The 19,245-nt window shown below is 62.3% G+C and carries 18 protein-coding genes and 1 pseudogene; 8 read left to right on the top strand and 11 right to left on the bottom strand.

The genetic code is table 11. The annotated features are described in order from the left end of the window. Window positions 1-342: 342 nt before the first annotated feature. The 3 genes and pseudogenes from DKK66_RS20715 to DKK66_RS00945 form a co-directional block, all read left to right on the top strand. Window positions 343-612 (top strand): annotated as a pseudogene (locus DKK66_RS20715) (methyl-accepting chemotaxis protein); the annotation flags it as partial. Between the two features lie 12 nt (window positions 613-624). Beyond that, the gene (locus tag DKK66_RS20710) at window positions 625-1,059 is read left to right on the top strand and encodes a CZB domain-containing protein (RefSeq protein WP_242673609.1); all 435 of its coding nucleotides are present in this window, start codon (window positions 625-627) and stop codon (window positions 1,057-1,059) included. A 51-nt stretch (window positions 1,060-1,110) separates the two neighbouring features. Next, complete coding sequence (locus DKK66_RS00945; RefSeq protein ID WP_131354703.1) at window positions 1,111-1,476, top strand: sulfite exporter TauE/SafE family protein; 366 nt, start codon at window positions 1,111-1,113, stop codon at window positions 1,474-1,476. A 129-nt stretch (window positions 1,477-1,605) separates the two neighbouring features. Here DKK66_RS00945 and DKK66_RS00940 read toward each other — a convergent pair whose 3' ends face one another. Further along, window positions 1,606-2,691: a tartrate dehydrogenase gene (locus tag DKK66_RS00940; RefSeq protein ID WP_131354700.1), complete on the bottom strand. Its 1,086-nt coding sequence runs from the start codon at window positions 2,689-2,691 to the stop codon at window positions 1,606-1,608. Between the two features lie 100 nt (window positions 2,692-2,791). Here DKK66_RS00940 and DKK66_RS00935 point away from each other — a divergent pair, with 100 nt between their 5' ends. Next, window positions 2,792-3,697 carry a LysR family transcriptional regulator gene (locus DKK66_RS00935; protein WP_131354697.1) on the top strand — a complete coding sequence of 302 codons (906 nt, stop codon included), beginning with the start codon at window positions 2,792-2,794 and terminating at the stop codon, window positions 3,695-3,697. A gap of 81 nt (window positions 3,698-3,778) precedes the next feature. Here DKK66_RS00935 and DKK66_RS00930 read toward each other — a convergent pair whose 3' ends face one another. From DKK66_RS00930 to DKK66_RS00885, 10 genes are all read right to left on the bottom strand, one after another. Then, on the bottom strand, window positions 3,779-5,197 hold the full coding sequence (locus DKK66_RS00930; protein WP_131354692.1) for an FAD-dependent oxidoreductase: 1,419 nt from the start codon (window positions 5,195-5,197) through the stop codon (window positions 3,779-3,781). Continuing rightward, window positions 5,194-6,009 carry a phosphonoacetaldehyde hydrolase gene (gene phnX / locus DKK66_RS00925; protein WP_131354689.1) on the bottom strand — a complete coding sequence of 272 codons (816 nt, stop codon included), beginning with the start codon at window positions 6,007-6,009 and terminating at the stop codon, window positions 5,194-5,196. The genes DKK66_RS00930 and phnX overlap by 4 nt, the downstream gene beginning before the upstream one ends. Window positions 6,010-6,011: 2 nt before the next feature. Then, on the bottom strand, window positions 6,012-7,121 hold the full coding sequence (locus DKK66_RS00920) for a 2-aminoethylphosphonate--pyruvate transaminase (RefSeq protein ID WP_131354687.1): 1,110 nt from the start codon (window positions 7,119-7,121) through the stop codon (window positions 6,012-6,014). A 67-nt stretch (window positions 7,122-7,188) separates the two neighbouring features. Next, a complete protein-coding gene (locus DKK66_RS00915) occupies window positions 7,189-8,886 on the bottom strand; it encodes a putative 2-aminoethylphosphonate ABC transporter permease subunit (RefSeq protein WP_131354684.1) in 1,698 nt (565 codons plus the stop codon). Next, a complete protein-coding gene (locus DKK66_RS00910; RefSeq protein WP_131354681.1) occupies window positions 8,874-10,013 on the bottom strand; it encodes a putative 2-aminoethylphosphonate ABC transporter ATP-binding protein in 1,140 nt (379 codons plus the stop codon). The genes DKK66_RS00915 and DKK66_RS00910 overlap by 13 nt, the downstream gene beginning before the upstream one ends. Further along, window positions 10,010-10,573, bottom strand: coding sequence for a phosphonate degradation HD-domain oxygenase (locus tag DKK66_RS00905; protein ID WP_131360785.1), 564 nt, complete (start codon window positions 10,571-10,573; stop codon window positions 10,010-10,012). Before DKK66_RS00905 ends, DKK66_RS00910 begins: the two co-directional genes overlap by 4 nt. An 88-nt stretch (window positions 10,574-10,661) precedes the next feature. Next, complete coding sequence (locus tag DKK66_RS00900) at window positions 10,662-11,675, bottom strand: putative 2-aminoethylphosphonate ABC transporter substrate-binding protein (RefSeq protein WP_045848509.1); 1,014 nt, start codon at window positions 11,673-11,675, stop codon at window positions 10,662-10,664. Between the two features lie 134 nt (window positions 11,676-11,809). Continuing rightward, a complete protein-coding gene (gene phnF, locus DKK66_RS00895) occupies window positions 11,810-12,541 on the bottom strand; it encodes a phosphonate metabolism transcriptional regulator PhnF (RefSeq protein WP_165494085.1) in 732 nt (243 codons plus the stop codon). Between the two features lie 129 nt (window positions 12,542-12,670). Next, window positions 12,671-14,188, bottom strand: coding sequence for a PepSY-associated TM helix domain-containing protein (locus DKK66_RS00890; protein ID WP_131354675.1), 1,518 nt, complete (start codon window positions 14,186-14,188; stop codon window positions 12,671-12,673). 69 nt (window positions 14,189-14,257) lie between these two features. Continuing rightward, entirely contained in the window at window positions 14,258-16,531 is a 2,274-nt protein-coding gene (locus tag DKK66_RS00885) for a TonB-dependent receptor (protein WP_131354672.1), read from the bottom strand. A gap of 223 nt (window positions 16,532-16,754) precedes the next feature. Between DKK66_RS00885 and DKK66_RS00880 the strand changes: the two genes are divergently transcribed. The 4 genes from DKK66_RS00880 to DKK66_RS00865 all read left to right on the top strand — a co-directional run bounded on the left by DKK66_RS00880 (window position 16,755) and on the right by DKK66_RS00865 (window position 19,239). Next, window positions 16,755-17,462, top strand: a complete 708-nt coding sequence (locus tag DKK66_RS00880) for an energy transducer TonB (RefSeq protein ID WP_242673608.1) — start codon at window positions 16,755-16,757, stop codon at window positions 17,460-17,462. 32 nt (window positions 17,463-17,494) lie between these two features. Beyond that, a complete protein-coding gene (locus DKK66_RS00875; protein ID WP_131354666.1) occupies window positions 17,495-18,235 on the top strand; it encodes a MotA/TolQ/ExbB proton channel family protein in 741 nt (246 codons plus the stop codon). A 48-nt stretch (window positions 18,236-18,283) separates the two neighbouring features. Next, window positions 18,284-18,655 (top strand): biopolymer transporter ExbD, encoded by a 372-nt coding sequence (locus DKK66_RS00870; protein WP_242673544.1) that lies wholly within the window; start codon window positions 18,284-18,286, stop codon window positions 18,653-18,655. 107 nt (window positions 18,656-18,762) lie between these two features. After that, window positions 18,763-19,239 (top strand): peptidylprolyl isomerase, encoded by a 477-nt coding sequence (locus DKK66_RS00865; protein ID WP_045848513.1) that lies wholly within the window; start codon window positions 18,763-18,765, stop codon window positions 19,237-19,239. Window positions 19,240-19,245: the final 6 nt, after the last annotated feature.

The raw sequence follows: 19,245 nt of genomic DNA, 5'->3' as shown, positions 1-19,245 counted from the left end.
GCCGAGCTCATGTCATTGCGCCATCAGCTGGAACAGTCACAGTTGCAGCAACAGCAAATGCAGCATGAAAAAGCGAGCCTGGAGAAAAAGCTTGCCAGTCATCAGCAACTATTAGCCAATCTGGTGACATTTTCGACATCGATGCGCGATGGACAATCTTCATTGTCAACGCTGGCCGATGCGATGCGTTCTGAAATTGAACAGGTCGCGCATGAAAGAGCCTTGTCGACAGAGTCACGTAATGCCGTCAGCAATATGTCGTCCAAGTTGGCGACATTGGCTGGTAGTTCCAGCAGTACCGCCAGTCATATCGGTGCGCTTGATCAGCAAGCACAGAAAGTTGGCGGGATAGTGAACCTGATCAAGGAAGTTGCGGACCAAACCAATTTGCTGGCCCTGAATGCTGCGATTGAAGCAGCCAGGGCCGGTGAGCAAGGCCGGGGATTTGCTGTCGTTGCGGATGAGGTACGCAAGCTGGCAGAGCGTACTACCGGGGCAACCAGCGAGATTGCCGTTCTGGTGGAAGAGATCCGCCAGAGTAGTAGCCAGAGTCGTGAGCAAATAGCGACTCTGGCCAGTGAAGCGCAAGAACTGGCACAGGATGGGCAACATTCCTCGAAAGTCATGCATGAGCTGCTGGAAAGTACTGGCGCGATAGAGACGGCGCTGACTTCCAATGCACTGCGCGGCTTTTGTGAAGTCGCCAAGTTCGACCACATCATCTACAAGTTCCGGGTTTACCTTGTCGTTTTGGGCGTGACGAAGGAGCAGGCAGATGCTTTTGCAACGCACACCAACTGCCGCTTGGGTAAATGGTATTACCAGGGTGAAGGCAAGCAGTGCTTTTCCAAACTTCCTGGTTATAAGGAATTGGAGCGCTTTCACGAACTGGTGCATCAGCATGCATTACAGGCCCTGGCAGCCTTTGCTGCGGGAGATGCAGAGAAGACCACCAAAGAAATTGCCGCAATGGAAGATGCCAGCATTGCAGTGATTGCGGAATTGGAGCGCATGGCGGTGAATGCAGAAATGGGCAGTTTTACAGGGTGTGGACATTAAGGCCTGTGCCTGGAGCCATCGGATTGGCTTTGTGCATCTGGAGCAATTCGTATGGATAGTGTGCTGTTTGTTCTGATAGGTCTGTGTGCCGGCATCTTGTCCGGCTTGTTTGGCATTGGAGGCGGGGTGCTGATTGTGCCTGCCTTGCTGTACGGAGTCGGTTTCTCTCAGAAAATGGCAACGGGCACCAGTTTGGCCGTATTGCTGCCACCCGTCGGGGTACTGGCCGTACTGGAGTACTACCGGCAAGGGGAGGTCAATTTCAAGGCTGCGGTGCTGATTGCCCTGTCATTGATGCTGGGTGCCTGGATTGGCGCCCGTGGGGTTAGTCAGCTTGATTCAAAGCTCATGAAAAGCCTGTTCGGCCTGTTTCTGATTGTGCTGGGCTGCTATGTCTTCTGGGATGGCCGGCGTTGAACACGTGATGGCTTGAACATGCTTGTTACGGCTGGTTGGGCAGCTTTGTGTTATCGATGCCTTCCTCTGTGCCAGATGCTCGGAAAAGCCCTGAAAATTCAGGGCTTTGCTGTTTTCGTTTGCGCTGACTCAGCCTGCCTCTGTCAAGGCTTGTGCAATGGCCTGTCCCAGCATTTGCGTGCTGGCATCGCCACCCATGTCCGGGGTGCGCGGGCCGTGTTCCAGTACCTGGTGGATGGCCGCCATGATGCCATCGTGCGCGGCCTGATAGCGGGCATCTCCCTGGCCCAGGAATTCCAGCATCATCGCGCCGCACCAGATCATGGCAATCGGGTTGGCAATGCCCTGGCCGTAAATGTCCGGGGCGGAACCGTGTACCGGCTCGAATAGCGAAGGGAAGTTGCGTTCCGGGTTCAGGTTGGCCGATGGGGCAATGCCGATGGTGCCGGTACAGGCCGGGCCCAGGTCGGACAGGATGTCGCCAAACAGGTTGGACGCCACCACCACATCAAAGCGCTCCGGGCTGAGGACGAAGCGTGCGGTAAGGATGTCGATGTGGTATTTGTCCCAGGCCACATCCGGGTAATGCCCGGCCATGGCCTCCAGCCGCTCGTCCCAGTAGGGCATGCTGATGGCGATGCCGTTGGATTTGGTGGCGGAGGTGAGGTGTTTTTTCGGCCGCTTTTGTGCCATTTCGAAGGCAAATTTCAGGATGCGATCGGTGCCGTGACGGGTGAAGATGGATTCCTGCACCACGGTTTCCCGTTCGGTGCCTTCAAAAATGCGGCCGCCGATGGAGGAGTACTCGCCCTCGGTATTCTCCCGCACCACCATGAAGTCGATATCGCCCACCTGCTTGCCAGCCAGTGGGCAGGGAATGCCGGGCATCAGCCGCACCGGGCGCACATTGGCGTACTGGTCGAATGCTCGGCGGAACTTGAGCAAGGAGCCCCATAGCGACACATGGTCCGGCACTTTGTCCGGCCAGCCCACCGCGCCAAAATAGATGGCGTCACAGCCGGACAGCTGAGCATGCCAGTCGTCCGGCATCATCTGTCCGTGTTGCAGGTAGTAGTCGCAATTGGCCCAGTCGAAAACCTGAAACTCCAGTTCCAGACCAAACCGGCGGCTGGCCGCTTGCAGTACGCGCAGCCCTTCCGGCATGACTTCCTGACCGATCCCGTCCCCGGCAATCACGGCAATTTTGTGTTTCATGGTATCGACTTTCCTTGAGCAGTCCGCAGGCAAAAACCGAGCTTAACAAGCTACGCCGCATTTACAATCCTGTTTACTGTTGATTGATTGGACATGAATCGTGAACGAAACGCCGCAGCTGGATGATCTGCAATTGTTTTGCCAGGTAGTGCGTCACCGCAGCTTTGCCGCCACCGCTCGCGCCATGGGGGTGTCCAAGGCGCTGGTCAGCAAGCGTATCGGCCTGTTGGAGCAGGCCATCAAGGAGCGTCTGTTTCACCGCACCACGCGGCAGGTCGGCCTTACCGCACAGGGCGAAGTGGTGCATCAGTGGGCGCTGCGCATCCTGGAAGATGTGCGGCTGATGGGCGAAGCGGTATCGCAGGAGAAGTCACAGGCCGACGGGCTGATCCGCATTTGCAGCAGCAGCGGTTTTGGCCGCAGCAAGCTGGCGGCCGCACTGTCGGCGCTGGCCTTGCAACAGCCGCAACTGGAAATACAGCTGGAATTGCTGGACCGGGCGGTGGATCTGGTAGAGGAGGGCTTCCAGCTGGATATCCGCGTGGGCAGCGTGCGTGAAGGCAATGTCATTACCCGCCGCATTGCCGCCAACCGACGGATATTGTGTGCTGCACCGTCCTATGTGGCTGCCCACGGTATGCCGGCGTCGGTGGCGGAACTGGCGCGGCACCAGTGCATCCTGATCCGCGAGCGGGACCAGGACTATGGCCGCTGGACCTTGCACGGCCCGCAAGGCGAGCAAGTGGTGCGGGTGGGGGGCAGGCTGGCCAGCAACAACGGCGAAATCGCCCGGCAATGGGCGCTGGACAGCCACGGCATCATCCTGCGCTCGGCCTGGGATGTGGCAGATGACGTGCAGCAAGGACGCCTGCTGCACATCTTGCCGACGCAATACCAGCCAGCCGATGTGTGGGCGGTGTATCCGGAACGCTCTTCTGCTTCGGCCAAGGTGCGGGTGTGCGTTGCCTTTTTGCAGCAATGGTTTGCCACCCGTCTGGCGGGCTAGCCTGACCGGGTGCCGGACTGTCCACCAGACCGACAGCCAGACCGACTGTCATACCGTAGGCCCGGTTGCTGTGTACTTCCCTTATCCATGCGTAGCATCCGGCCTGGCATGGTCGGTTTTGCCCGCCATGCCGGCACAGGCGGCCAGCCTGGTGTCCAGCCAGCGCGGCTTGTGCTGCCGGTCTTCGGCCTGTTCCACGCGCCGAATGGCATTGCGCACCAGCATGGCGCCGCACCAGCGCAGCGGTTCGGGCGGGAAGTGGGCGAGCGGGCCGCGCACCAGCCCGCTGTCGGTCCAGGCATTGCGCTCGCCCAGCAGCAGCGAGGACAGGATGCGCCCACCCAGATGGGACTGCACCACGCCGTTGCCGGAGTAACCCAGCCCGTACAGCACCCGTTGATGGCCGGGAAGCCGGCCAAAAAAGGGAAAGCCGGTGGCGGAGCGATCTGACGCGCCAGTCCAGCTTTGCACTACCGGTGCCGTGGCCAGGCTGGGGAAAAGCCGTCCCATGGTGAGCTGCAAGGCTGCCGCATGACGGCTGGGCTGGTCGAAACAGGCTTGCATGCGGTTGCCAAAGGCAATGTGGTTGCCGCCCTTGCCCAGCATCAGCCGCCCGTCCGGTGTGCTGCGCCAGTAGTGGACGAAGGTGCGCAGGTCGCACACAGCCTGACCGCGCTCCAGCCCCAGTGTGCTGATTTCCCCGGGGCGGGCGTCGGTGATGATCATGTCGGATGAAACCAGCAGGATGCTGTTGGCAAAGGCAGGAAACTGTCCGGGCATGTCGGCGTTGAGCGCCAGCACGGCCTGGCTGGCTTCCACCTGGCCCTGCGCGGTATGAAGGATGACCTGCCCGTCCTCCTGCAGATGGGTCATGGCGCTGTGTTCATGCACCTGCACGCCCATTTCGCTGGCCACGCGCAGCAGTCCCCGCACCAGCTTGCCCGGTTGCAGGCTGCCGGCCGGCGCACTGTGGTAGCCGTCCTGCAGCAGGGCGGAGCCACTGAGCGCACGGGTTTGGGCCGGGGACAGGGCAGTCCAGCTGTTCAGGCCGTGTTCTTGCAGCATGGACAGAACCGGGGCCAGACGGCCGATTTGCGCCGGATTGCTGGCGGCATATACGGCACCGCCCAGCCGGATGTCGGCGTCAATGGCGTGTTGCTGGCAAAAACTGGCGATGTCGGCCACGGCCTGTTCGGATGCCTGTACCAGTCGGCTGGCTTCGCTGTCACCAAACCAGCGGCGCAGCGAGGGGTACTTGGTGGACCAGGTCAGCATGCAGCCACCATTGCGGCCGGAGGCACCGCTGCCGCAGCGGGCCTTTTCCAGTACCACCACCTGCCAGTCCGGCCTGGCCTGCTTGCACATGATGGCGGTCCACAGGCCGGTGAATCCGCCGCCGACAATACAGACATCGGCACGCTGCCTGCCCTGTAGCGCGGGCCGTGGCGGGCTGCGCTCGGCGGCCAGCGCTTCGGCCAGCCAGTAGGGAAGCTGGCTCATGGGCGCTCACCCTTGGCCATTCTGGCGTCAATCAGCGCCAGCACCGCCGGTAGCTGGGCAATGGTATCCACCACATAATGCGCGCCTGCCGCCGTGAGCTGGCTGGCGGCCGGCTGACGATGGCTCTCCTGCTGTGCCGGGGTGAGTGCCAGCCATTCTTCCGCTGTCAGGCCAACCGCATTGCCGCTGGCGGACAGCCCCACGGTCCACATGCCGGCACTCAGGCCTTCGGCAATGCCGGGGACGGTGTCATCCACCTTGACGCAATGACGCACATCCTTCAGCGCCAGCGCCAGTACATTGGCCAGCGCCATCCACGGCCCCGGGCGGCCGCCTGCCGGCAGGTCATCGGTGGCCACGGTGTGGTCCGGCGCATAGCCTGCAGCAGCGGCCAGCGGCAGCAGGCGGTCCATCACCACGCGCGGATAGCCGGAGCAGCTGCCAATCTTCAAATCACGGGCCCGCAACTGGTTGATGGTGTCGATGGCACCCGGAATCGGTGCCGAATATTCGCCCACCCGCTCCACCTGCAAGGGCATGAACTGCTGATACAGCCGGTCGACATCCGCATCCTGCATGGGGCTGCCAAAACGCGCCTGCCAGCGGGCGGCCACGTCCGGTAGCTGACCGAGCGCCTTGATGTGGTCCCACTTGGCCAGGCCCATGGGGATGCGTGCTTCGGCCATGCTTACCGCGACACCCTGGGCAGCGAATACGTCGATCAGTACCTGGGTGGGGGCGAAGGAACCGAAGTCCACCACGGTACCGGCCCAGTCGAAAATCACAGCTTCCAGATGTTGATAGCCTTGCATGTTCAGTTTCCTTGTGTGGTCCAGCCGAGTTCGCGGATGGTGGTGGTGATGGCGTGGCAGGCTTGTTCCAGTTCGGCCTGATCGATGGCGCCGATGCAACCGACGCGGAAGGTTTCCTGGCTGGTGAGCTTGCCGGGGTAGAGCACAAAGCCCTTGCTGCGCACGGCTTCGTACAGCTGGCCGAAGCGATAGTCCGGATGAGCGGGCGCGCGGAAGGTCAGGATGATGGGCGCTTGCCGTGCAGTGGGCAGAAACAGTTGCAGGCCGGCCTGTTGCAGCTGGTGTTGCAGAACGGCTGCATTGCGCTGGTAACGGGCCAGGCGTGCCGGCTGGCCGCCTTCGGCCAGGTATTGGTCCAGTGCCATGCGCAAGGCGGCCACCACATGGGTGGGCGGGGTGAAGCGCCACTGGCCGGTGGATTGCATGTATTCGTATTGCGCCAGCAGGTCCAGCGCCAGCGAGTGGCTGTTGCCGCGGCTGGCCAGCAGGCTGTCACGCCGCATGATGACAAAGCCCATGCCGGGCACGCCTTCCAGGCATTTGTTGCTGCTGGCAATCACCGCCTCGGCATGCAACTGGCCGACATCGATATCCAGTGCGCCAAAGCTGGACATGGCATCCACAATCAACTTGCGTCCTGCCGCGTGCACGATGGCGGCAATTTCACTCAGCGGGTTGAGGATGCCGGTACTGGTTTCGCAGTGAATCAGGCCGACATGGCTGATGGCCGGGTCTTCTTGCAGCAGCCGGGCCACCGTTGCCGGTTCCGGTACTTGGTCATCCTCGGTTTCATACACGCTGAATGCGCGGCCCAGGGTGTGGGCAATCAGCGCCATGCGCTTGCCGTAGGCTCCGTTGATGAGGACCAGCAGTTTGCCGTCGCGCGGCAGCAGATTGGCAATGGCCGCTTCCACCGCATAAGTGCCGGAGCCTTGCAGCGGGACGCAAACATGTTCGGCGGTGCCGTGGGCGATGGCCAGCAGGTCGCTGCATACGCTGGCGGTGAGGGTGTTGAAGTCATGGTCCCAGGAGCCCCAGTCCTTGAGCATGGCGGTTTTGGTGGCCAGGCTGGTGGTGAGCGGGCCGGGGGTCAGCAAGATGGGTTCACGCATGGTTTTTCCAGTGATCTAGATGTCTTTCGGAGGTCAGATAAACCGGGCAAGGCCCGGTGCAAGAGAATCAGCGTGTTGCCGCTTGGCGCCAGCGCTGGTGCTGCCGCAGCAAGGCATGGGACAGCAGGGCAAACAGCAGGCAGACCACGGCGGCACTGGCCACGATCAGGGTGGCCATGGCGGCGGCGGCGGCGGTGTCGCCGGCATCATCCATGTTCAGCACCGCCACGGCGGCCAGTACGGTATCCGGGGTGTACAGGAAGATGACGGCCGATACCGTGGTCATGGCCGAAACAAAGAAATAGCGGGCAATTTCCAGAATGGCGGGCAGGCAGGCGGGCACGGTGACACGCCACAGCGTCAGCCACAGCGGCACCTTGAGCGAGGCGGCCACCGGTTCGAAATCCGGGTCCAGCTGCGTCAGCGCGGTGCGTGCCGTCATGTGTGCCGTGGTGGTGTAATGCGCCACCGTGCACAGCACCAGAATGGCCATGCTGCCGTACAAGCCATGCAAGGGGTTGGCATCGCTATTGAAGAAGAAGATGTAACCCAGCCCCAGCACCAGGCCCGGCACCGCCATCGGCAGCATGGCAATTGCATGCAGCAAGCTGCCGCCCAGTCTGGCGCTGCGCAACTTGCAGCTGCTCCATGCACCCAGAAACACCAGGCTGCTGCCCAGTACCGCAGTGGCCAGCGCCATGCGCAGGCTGTTGCCGAATGCCAGCCAGCCGCCGCCATCCACCTGGTCGAAGTTGAAGTGCGCCAGGGTGAATGTCATCTGGTAGGGCCATTGCCGGATGAAGGCTGCGGCAATGGCGGTGCCCATCATCAGCAGCAGGCCCGCCCCGATCAGGCTGCAAAAGCCCAGTGCCAGCAGGCGCGCAGGCCAGCCGCGCAAGGCTTGCAAGGGTTGGGATTTGGCCGACAGTTGCGCTTGTTGTCGCCGTTGCAGGCCTTGGTCCAGCACAAAAGAGAGAACAGCCGGCAACAGCAGCAGCAAGCCGATGACCGCACCCTGGGCAAAGTTCTGCTGGCCGATCACCTGCTTGTACGCCTCCACCGCCAGCACCGGGAAGGCGCCACCAATGATTTTGGGCACACCGAAGTCGGTGACGGTGAGGGTGAACACCAGCAGCGCAGCCGATATCACGCCGTAACGGCTGCCGGGCAGGGTAATGGTCAGGAACTGTCGCAACCGGCCTGCGCCCAGTGTGCCAGCGGCTTCATACAGCCGGGCATCGCCCACCGACAGTGCGGTGAGCAGGATCATCAGCGCATGCGGGAAGGTGTAAAAAGCTTCGCCCAGCACGATGCCGGTCAGCCCGTAGATGCTGCCGCCGGGCAGCCATTCTTTCAGCAAGCCCTGATTGCCGAACAGGTAAACCAGAGAAATGCCGGGCAGCAAGGATGGTGCCAGCAAGGGCAGCAGCGCCAGCAGGCGGAACAGTCCGCGCATGGGCAGCTGCACCCGGCACAGCGCAGCGGCATAGCCATAGGCTAGCGGTACCACCAGCAGGGTGCTCAGCACCGCTACCTGCAGGCTGCCACTCATGGCACGCAGCAGTCCGGGCTGTGACAGCGTCTTGCTGATTTGCATGAAGCCGGCAAATTGCCCGTCGGCATCGGTCAGGGCCTTGCCCAGTATCGCCGCCAGCGGCAGCAGTACCGCCACCACCAGCACCGCCAGCAGCAGCCACTGCAGCAGTCCGGCCAATGTTTCATCCGCGCTGGCGGCCAGGCGGCGGGAACGTCTCAGGATAGGCATTCGTGCTCCCCGCTGGCATCAAACAACTGGCAGCGCGCCAGCTTGAGCGATACGCCCAGCCTGCGTTGCGGGCCGGTATCCAGCTGTTCCAGCTGGCTGTGGCTGAGGTCGGCCTGGATACTGGCCCCGCCCCAGGCGGGCACCTGCAGATGCAGGCGGTAGATTGCACCAAGCAATTCGGTTTTGCCGACATCCGCCAGCACGGCATCGGCGGTGGCCGGCCATTGTGCATGCAGCACGATGTCTTCCGGGCGGATGAACGCATCCAGCGCCTGTCCGTCCCCGCGCAAGTGGGGATGCGGCAGTTGCAGCAGCTGTTCGCCCAGGCGGATCTGGTCTGTGCCCAGCGCACGGGCGGGCAGGAAGTTGCCCTGGCCGACAAAGCTGGCGACAAAGCGGGTAGCCGGGTTGCGGTACACCTCCAGCGGGCTGCCGCATTGTTCGATACAGCCGGCATTCATCACCACCACGCGATCGGCCATGGTGAGCGCTTCTTCCTGGTCGTGCGTCACCATGATGGTGGTGATGCCCAGCTTTTGTTGCAGACTGCGGATTTCCCGGCGCAGATGCTCGCGTACCCGGGCATCCAGTGCCGACAGCGGTTCATCCAGCAACAGCAGCGAGGGCGAAGTGGCCAGCGCGCGTGCCAGCGCCACCCGTTGCTGCTGGCCGCCGGACAGTTGGAACGGATACTTGCTGGCAATGCCGTCCAGGCCGATCAGGGCCAGCAACTCGCTCACCCGCCGCTGTTTGTCCTCGCGTCGGCCGGTCAGACCGTAGGCGATATTGGCGGCGACATCCAGATTGGGAAACAGCGCATAGGACTGGAACACGATGCCGTAGTCGCGCCTGGCCGGTGGCAGCAAGGTGATATCGCGTTCACCCATGATGACCTGACCGGTGTCGGGCAGGTCCAGCCCGGCTATCTGGCGCAGCAAAGTGGTTTTGCCGCAGCCGGACGGGCCCAGCAGGCAAACGAACTCACCCTTGTTGACGTTCAGGTCCAGCTGGTTCAGTACGGTGTGACTGCCAAAGCGCTTGCTGATGCCGCGCAGTTGCAGATAGGGCCGGGTGGTAGCGTCTGCGGTGCTGCTTTGCTGTAGCAGGAAGGCAGGGTCAGGCTTCATGGCTGTGCTTTCAGGGCTTGGGCTGCAATCAGCCGGTAATGCTGCAAGGGCGGGGTGGCCAGTGCCGGAATCTTGGCTACGTCGTCGTGCCGCCGCAGGGCCAGGGCAGCCGCAGCGTGCGGGCGGCGGATAAAGCGCTCGGCTTCGGCCGCGGACATCGGCCCGCCCTGCAAGGCCAGCGACAGGCGCGAGGCGCTGGACAGGCTGTCCAAATAGCCCGCTTCGCTGTGGCACAGGTAACGCTTGGCGGCAACATGCAGGGCAATGGGCAGGCAGACATCCTCACCAAACAGGGTGGACAGCAGCTGTACGGCGACTGCCTCATGGTGGTCGTCCACGCCATTGGCCACATCGTCATCGCCCTGTTCGCACACGATATGGCCGATGTCATGCAACAAGGCCGCGGTGATCAGGCTGGCATCGGCACCGGACTGTTCGGCTGCCAGTGCGCTTTGCAAGGCATGCTCCAGCTGGCTGACGGCCTCGCCGCCGTACAGGGCGGTGCCGCGGCGGGAGAGCAGCTTGAACACTTCATCCAGTGTCTGGAAAGCGGGATACATCACAGACAGACTCCATTAACAGGCCAGCCCCGCCGCACAAGGGCAGGGCTGGCGGGCCCCGGCACGGCTGTGCGCGGGGCCGATGGGCTTATTTCGCTTCGGATTTGGCGTCGTAGCGCTTGGTCCACTCTGCCAGAATGCGTTCGCGGTTCTGGGCGGACCAGTGCAGGTCCTGCTTCACCAGCCGTTTTTCATAATCGGCAGGAATCAGCGGGCTGGGTTTGGCAATGCCGGGCATGGCCACGATGGCGAAGTTCTTTTCATACAGCTCGTTGGCGGATTGCGAGGCCGACCAGTCCGCCAGCTTGCGCGCCGCGGCCAGGTTCTTGCTGCCCTTCATGATGGCAGTGGCTTCCAGGTCCCAACCCAGGCCTTCCTTGGGGAAAATCACGTCAATCGGTGCGCCGCCTTCTTTCAGCTTGGCCGCACGGTATTCAAAGGAAATGCCGATGGGGAATTCGCCGGCGGCAGCCTGCTTGCACGGCTTGGAGCCGGAGTGGGTGTACTGGGCAATGTTCTGGTGCAGCTTGTCCATATAGGACCAGCCCTGTTTTTCGCCAAACAGGGTGAGCCAGGCGGTGACATCGAAATAGCCGGTGCCGCTGGAGGCCGGGTTGGGCATGACAATCTTGCCCTTGTACTGCGGCTTGAGCAGGTCTTTCCAGCTTTCCGGTTTGGCCAGGCCTTGCTTGGCGGCTTCCACGGTGTTGAAGCAAATGGCTGCGCCCCACACGTCCATGCCTACCCAGGAAGGGGTAGCGGCAGAATCAACATACTGGCGCGACAGTTTTTGTACGTTTTTCGGTGCATAAGGCTGCAACATGCCTTCTTTTTGCAGCAACAGCAGCGAGGACGCGGCCACGCCCATCACCACATCCGCCTGCGGGCGGGCTTTTTCTGCCAGCAGCTTGGCAGTGATGATGCCGGTGGAGTCACGCACCCAGCGCAGTTTCACGTCCGGGTTTTCCTGCTCGAACTTTTGCTGATAGGCCTGCAACTGGTCGGCCTCCAGCGCGGTGTAAACGGTCAGCGTGGTCTCGGCAAACACGGTACAGCTGGCCAGCGCGAGGGCGGCGGCAATAAGGGAGCGATAAGCCTGCATGTTGATAGCCTTGCATCGGGTTGGTGGACGCAGCGTACTTTACGCAGGCAACATTACAGCCTGTTTACATCTAGACGTCTAGATGTCTTTGAGAGCAAAAAAACCACATGCCCGGCATAAAGGGATGGCAAGGCTTACAGGCTGTCTGGTGTTACTTCGACCTGAACGGTGTCACCACCAAAGCGGGTGATGCCGTATTCGATGGGCTGGCCGTCCGGGTCGGCGTAAACACTTTCCACGTACAGGATGGGTTGCTGCTTGCCCTGCTGCAGGGCGGCGGCGACTTCCGGTCGCGGCAGCCGGGCACTGATACGGCTGAGGACGCGCTGGAAGGTGGTGATGCCCTTGCTGGCAAAGGCTTCGCTGGTGCTTTTGCTGTTGCGGTAGATATCAATGAAGCCGTCAAAACGCGGCAGGGGGAAATACTGGGTACACACGCTCACCACCTTGCCATCGGCCAGGTCCAGCGACTCCACCCGCAGCACCTGGCTGCCGCTATCCACCTTCAGCAGTTCGGCCACCGTGGCCGTGGCCGGTTCGAAATGGCAGGACTGGATATCGACATCGCTGACCAGATGCTGGGCGGACAGGCTGTGGGAGAAACGGCTGCTCTTGCCCAGCCGGTAGGCGATGATTTCTTCCTGCACAAAAGTGCCGCGCCCGCGCTCGATGCGCACCAGCCCCTTGTCTTGCAGGTTCTGGATGGCCTGTCGCACGGTATGGCGGTTGACCCCGAAGCGCTCTGCCAGTGCCTGCTCGTTGGGGAGTCGGCCAGTCAGGGTGCGCGACAGGATTTCCTGACTCAGCGTGGCATCGATTTGTAACCAGAGCGGGGTTCCGGCAGGGCGGTTAAGGCGCGTATTCATGGCAAGGGCATCGGGATTTTTTGCAGACAATAGCATGGCATCGCACAGTTGTCCTGCATGGCTTCCCGGCTTGTCACGGCCATGCTGCGGCCTGCCCGGAGGCGCTCGCATGCTGCGGCTGGCCTGTTTTCAACGGCGCGGCCCTGCCTTGCGGTGTGTCAGGCGGCGCCAGCCCAGCACCAGGGCCGTGAACGACAGTGCCACGCAAGCGAGACTGCCCGGCAGCATCCAGCCATCCCACAGCGGCCGGTGCCGCAGGATGGGCAGGTCCCAGTTGTGCAGCGCGCTGAACAGCCAGCGCAAGCTGCGCTGAACTTGCTTGACTTGCAGCACGGTGGTTCCGGTTTGCGGATTCACATACAGCCAACTGGCGGCAGGGTCGTCCAGTTTGATGCGCCATACCGGCAACGGGCGCTCGGCACGGCTGATGCGCGGGCTGCTGTAGTAATAGTCGTCGTCCTGTTGCAGCAGTTCAGCGGCGCGGATGGAGGCATGGTGCTGGCTGTTTTGCACGGCTGATAGCACGTCGTCCTTGCTGAAGCCTGCTTGCAGTACCGGACGATCCGACCCGGATGCAGCCAGCAACCAGACCCGGCCTTGTCTGTCCTCGGCTTGCAATTGCTGTTGCCCGCCCAGCTGAACCCAGTTCAGTTCCACCGCAGGCTCAGGTGATTTTGCCTGCAATTGCCCGGCAATCTGCGCCATCGGCAGCGCGGTGACGGAAGCAGGCAAGGGCGGCTGGCCATGCTGATGCGCTTTGCCATGACTGTCTTGCGGGCCAAACAGCTGCCATGGGTTGCCGGACAGAAAGCCGCTCAGGCACCAGGTAAAAGCCAGCAGGCCGGCAGACAAGCCCAGCCACAGATGCCAGCGCTGCCACAAGGCGCGGTAAGGGTTGCTGCTGCCATTGGGGTAGGGACGTTTGCCAAGCCAGGCCGGACGCCAGCGCCCCACACCCAGCCACAACCCGCTGCACACCGACAGCAAGGCAGCCAGTGCGCCCCAGGTGAGGATGGGCTTTCTGGCTTCTGCCAGGCCAATGGCATCCAGCGGGCGCAGAAAATGCAGGTAACTGCCACTCCAGAACAGGATGCGCTGCATGCGGGTGGTGGATTTGACCACCTCGCCACTGTGTTGCGAGATGGTGATTTCGTGCTGCTCGGCATCATCCAGCGCCACGCGATAAAACGGCCGGTAGGGGTCGTAGTTCATCATGGCGGTGCTGGCATCGCGCTCGAATGCGGCTTGCAAGCGGGCCTGCTGGCTGGCGGGCCACCAGTCGCGGGCAATCTGCACGGCCTGTGCCGGGGTGAGCGGGCGTAGCTGTCCATCCTGTGCGGAGATGCGCTGGCGCTGGCCGGTGGTATCGGTCACCAGCCAGACGGCCTCGCCAGCCTGCATGTTCAGCCGGGCGGTGGCTGGCTGGCGCGTGGTGGCGAGGCCGCTGCGCTGCCAGGCTTCGCTCAGGCTGAGCCAGTGTCCGGCTTCGGCCGCCGGCAGTGGCTGGCTGTGTGCCAGGCGCACATCGGGGCTGATGCCGGAAGGCCCGGCATAGATCATCATCAAGCCGGAAAAAGACCATAGCAGCAGCAACAGGCACAGGACGATGCCCAGCCAGCGATGGGCGAGAAACAGCAGGCGCTTCATGCACGCTCTTTCATGAAAACAGCGTGCGCTGCGAACAGCACACGCCGGATGGCTCAAGACAGGCCGGGGTCAGTAGTCGAATTTCAGCTGTGCATAGGTGGTGCGCTGCGGCATGGGGTGGTAGGCAAAGCTCTTGTAATTGTTGAGATTGTCCACACCCAGCGCCACGGTGAACTGGCGGTCCAGCTTGTAGCTGATGCGCGTGTCCATGATGAGATAGGCACTGTTGGCACCGTATACGCCGCCATTGATCACCGTGTTGCCCACATCCGAACTCTGGAAGCTGCTGTAGCGCGCGGCCAGCGAGTACGACAGCTTGTCGTTCTGGCGGTAGCTCAGCACCGCCGTGGCGCGCCATAGCGGAATGCCGGGGAAGGGGTTGTTTACCGAGGCCGGGTTATTGCTGTTGGCGCGGATTTGCGACTTGGCATAAGTGATGTTGCCGCTGAAATCCAGCCCGCGCAGGCCGATGTCGGTTTGCTCGAAGGCTACTTCCAGCCCGTTGGTCACTACCCGGTCAATGTTCTGGATATTGGTGACATTGGGGGTGACGGTGGTGTTGGTCTGCGACAGCAGGGCATCGCTTACTTGCTCGCGGAAGGCGGTCAGGCGCAGGGTGCCGCCTTGCAGCTGGCGCGTGGCGGTGACTTCGCCGGTATCGGCCCGCTCGGCTTTCAGATTGGGGTTGTTGTTGACGATGGTATTGCTGCTGGGCACCGAACCCTGGAACAGCTCGGCCACGGTCGGGGTGCGGTAGCCACGGCCATAGGCGGTGCGCAGCGACCATTTGTCGTTCAGGTCGAATACCACGGCTGCCTTGGGTGAGAAGAACTGCTGGCTGCGTGCCGGGTCGTGGTAGGTGTTCTGGCCGCTGGTGGTGGCACCGCCAAAGGCGGACCACCACTCGTAACGGCCGCCGGCAATCAGCTGCACGCCGGGTTGCAGCCGCCAGGTATCCTGGGCAAACAGGGCGTGAATCTGGGTATTGCCGACAAAGGCGGCGGTCTGGCTGCCCTGCGTGCCGGACTGCCAGTCGCTGGTGGCATAGCTGTGGCTGTTCAGCGCGTAATGGTCGTAGTGGTAGCCAAAGCGCAGCTGGTGTGCGCTGGCCAGGCTGCCGCCGGGACGCCAGTCACCTTTCAGGTCCACCGTCTGCCAGCCGGTGCCGGACAGGTCGGTAATGGTGCCGGCGCCGGTCAGCCCGGCAGTAGCGCTGCGCTGCCTGTCCTTGCTGAAATCATAAATGCTGATATTGCCCTGCCAGTCCCAGCTGCCGTCGGTGTTGGTCTTGAAGGACAGGGCGTTGAGCAGGTGTTCCTGCTGCTTTTTGCTGGGCTGGAAGGCATTGGCCAGATTGTATTTCTGACCGTCGATGCTGACGATGCCGGTGTAAACCGGATTACCGGCGGCATCGCGCAGATAGCTGTTGACCGACACGGTGGAATTGTTTTGCCAGTAGCCCAGTGTGTAGTTGAGTTTCAGCGTCGGGGTAAGGTCGTAGGACAGCTTGAAGTTGGCATTGTCTTGTATCGAATGCTCGGCACCGGTGGCCCCGACAATCAGCCGTTTGGCACCGGTGGTGTCTACGTCGCTCACTGCACCGCTTACCGTGGTGGCTGCGCTGGCTCCAGTGTACTTGTTGGGGTTGGCGGCAAAGGTGGCCGGGTGACCCAGGCTATCCAGATGCCCGGCTTCAATCATCCAGGCCAGCCGGTCCGCGCGGCTGCCCAGCATGGCGGCATTCTTGCTGCCGGTGAAATGCTGGCTGGTCTTGTACTGGCTGAAGCTTTCGTCAAACAGGGTGCTGCTGGCATGGGCTTCGAATTTGTCCGGCATGCGGGTGCTCAGCACGATGACGCTGCCAATGGCGTTGCCCGGATATTCGGCCGAGAACGGGCCGTAGATGGCATTGACCTGGCTGATTTCGTCGGGGCTGACCAGGTTCCAGCGCGGCGGGTAGGCGTAGCTGTTGCCCAGCAGGTTGGACAGCAATATATCGTCGGCATACAGCAGGGCACGGGCGCTGCTGGTCTGGCCGGAGGTGCGGGTGGCGATGATGCTGTTCTGGTCGCCAATGTAACGACGGCGTACCTGGACATCCGGCAGGTATTTCACCGTGTCTTCGGTGCTGGTGACATTGGTGGTCTGGGCAATCTTGTCGGCACGCATGCTGCTGGTGGTGGCGGGCAGGTTGTCCGGCAGGCTGCTGTCAGCCTGCGATTGCACGGTCACTTCGGCCAATTGCTTGTCGGTATTGTCGGCATGGGCCAGGCTGATCTGCCCCAGGGCCAGGGTGACGGCCAGTACCAGCCGGTTACGGGAAAACGCTGCGCAGTGTCTCATCAGGAAAGCTCGCTCTTGTTTTGATGACGTTAGATTTTGTTAAGCGGCGTGGATGATGCCCTGCCAGGCATGGGGCGGGAATGTGGCATTTTGTCGCAGCGGGGAACTTTGCCGGCTGCGGCAATTGGTCGCACGGGGGCGGGGTGAAATCCTGCTAAGGTTGCTCCCGCACTGGCAGGCGCATCGGCTTGCCTGGCAACAAGGGAGAGCGCAAGTGCAGGCGATGTGGCAGGTAAGGGGGCTTGGTAGCAGACAGGAAAGGCAGCACAGCCGGGCGGCTTGCGTGCTGGCGGTGTTGCTGCTGCATGCCGCCTTGGCCAACTGGATGCTGGGCTTGCAGCAAACCCGGCCGGCACAGGCGCTGCCGACAAGGATGGTGTTGCAGATGCGCACTGCCCAGCCTGCCATATCACAAGCCGTGGCCAGACCATTGCCCACCAGAGCGCAGCCGCCGGTCCATTCCCCCCTGCATGCCACACAGGCCAAACCTAGGGCTGCGCAGCCGGTTTCCGCCACGCCCATGGCCTCTGCCCATCCGGCCGCGCCTGCTGTGTTGTCCGGCACGGCTACGGCTACCACTACTACCAGTTCGGTCAGCCCGGCCGCGACCACTTCCCAGGCAACGCCAGAGTCGCATGTGCCAGCCATGACCGAAGCGGGTTTCTCCGCCGACTACCTGCACAACCCGGCACCGGTCTACCCGCCGTCCTCGCGGCGTAACGGTGAGGAGGGCAGGGTGTTGCTGCGGGTGCGTGTTTCGGCCGCCGGGCAGGCAGAAGCAGTGGACGTCCAGCATGGCAGCGGTTTTTCCCGGCTGGATGATGCGGCCAGGGAGGCGGTGGCCAACTGGCGTTTTACCCCGGCCCGGCGTGGTGCGCAGGCCATTGCCTCCACCGTCATTGTTCCCATTACTTTTCGCCTTGGCCACTAAGCGCCGGGGCTGACTCATTGCAAGGAAACATCATGGATACACAACTGGGTCTGGCGCATTTCTGGCAGCAGGGGGATGCGGTATCCCACGTGCTGGCCATCTTGCTGGTATTGATGTCGATTGCCAGCTGGAGCCTGCTGTTGATCAAGCTGCTGGAGCAGTGGCGCTTGCGCCAGGCCCTGCGTCATGCGCTGCCAGCCTTCTGGCAGGCAAGCAGCAAGCAGGCTGCCCGGCAGGCACTGGCAGCACGGGACGGCAGCCAGTTGCTCAGCGGTATTGCACAGCAGGCCGACGAGGCTGCACAGGCCTACGCGGGCAAGTCCGGCCTGGGCCTGGGTGGCGAGCTGGATGCGGGTGAGTATCTGGGCCGCACCCTGCAACAGGCCTTGCTGCAAGCGCAGGCCCGGCTGGAGCAGGGCCTCACCGTGCTGGCTTCCATCGGTGCCACCGCGCCTTTCATCGGCCTGTTTGGTACGGTATGGGGGATTTATCACGCCCTGATCAATCTGTCCGGCCATGGCCAGATGAATATCGATCAGGTGGCCGGCCCGGTGGGCGAGGCGCTGATCATGACCGCCATCGGCCTGTTTGTCGCCATTCCGGCGGTACTGGCCTACAACGCCTGCACCCGCAGCAACCGCCTGATGCTGGCTGCACTGGAAGGCTTTGCCCATGGCCTGCATGCCTATCTGGTGGCCGGGGTACGCCAGCCCCAGTCCCAAACCATGCCCGGCGGCGCATTGCAGCCGCAGTCCGCCGGCAAGGGGGCTTGAGCAATGGCATTCCACGGCTTTTCGTCTTCAGGCCAGCATGGCCAGCCCATGGCCGAAATCAACACCACTCCGCTGGTGGATGTGATGCTGGTGTTGCTGGTGGTGTTCATGATTACCGCGCCCTTGTTTCATCAGGCAGTGGGCATTGACCTGCCCAGAACGGTGGCCACGCAGGACAAGCCACAAGAGAAAGTGCTGCACCTGAGCTTGGCGCGCGACGGCAGCGTGACGCTGGACGGGCAGGCCATCAGCCAGACGGCCCTCAGCACGCAGCTGCAAGCTGCCAGTGTGGGGAATCCGGAACTGCAACTGCAGGCGGATCAGGCCACGCCGTATCAAGCGGTCGCGGCGGTGATGGCACTGGCCCAGCAGGCCGGGGTCAACCGCATTGCCTTTGTCACCCAGCCGCAGGCGCATTGAAGCACCTGGGCCAATGCCCGCGCACCCAGCGCAGGGGGCGCGACAGTTGACACCCGCTTGCCTACCTGCCAACCTGCCGCCTTTGTTTCCACGCTTATTTTGCTGCCATGAAAATCACCAAAAATTCCGCCGTTACGCTGCGCATGAAAGTGACCGACGCCCAGGGTCAGGTTTACGACGATGGCAAGCATCCGGTTTCCTATCTGCATGGCGATTACGACAATCTGTTTGCCAAGCTGGAAGAAGCACTGGAAGGTCAGGAAGCCGGTTTCCAGACTGCACTGGAACTGGCATGCGAAGACGCCTTTGGCGAGCGTGACGAAGCGCTGGTCACCACCATGCCCAAGGCTGAATTCCCGCCCGGTATCAAGGTGGGTGGCCAGATCCAGCGCATGGGCCCGGACGGCCAGCCGCGCTATTACTTTGTCACCAAGATCAAAGGCCCTACCGTGCTGCTGGATGGCAACCATCCGCTGTGCGGCAAGGCGCTGCGCTTTGCCATTACCGTGCTGAGCGTGCGCGAGGCGACTGCCGAAGAAATCGCCCACCAGCATGTACATGGCGAACACGGCCATCAGCATTGATTGACG

It is taken from the genome of Aquitalea sp. USM4 (assembly GCF_004328945.1).
Taxonomy (GTDB): domain Bacteria; phylum Pseudomonadota; class Gammaproteobacteria; order Burkholderiales; family Chromobacteriaceae; genus Aquitalea; species Aquitalea pelogenes.
The sequence above is the reverse complement of the archived record's forward strand: the minus strand, read 5'-3'. Positions and strand labels throughout refer to the sequence as shown.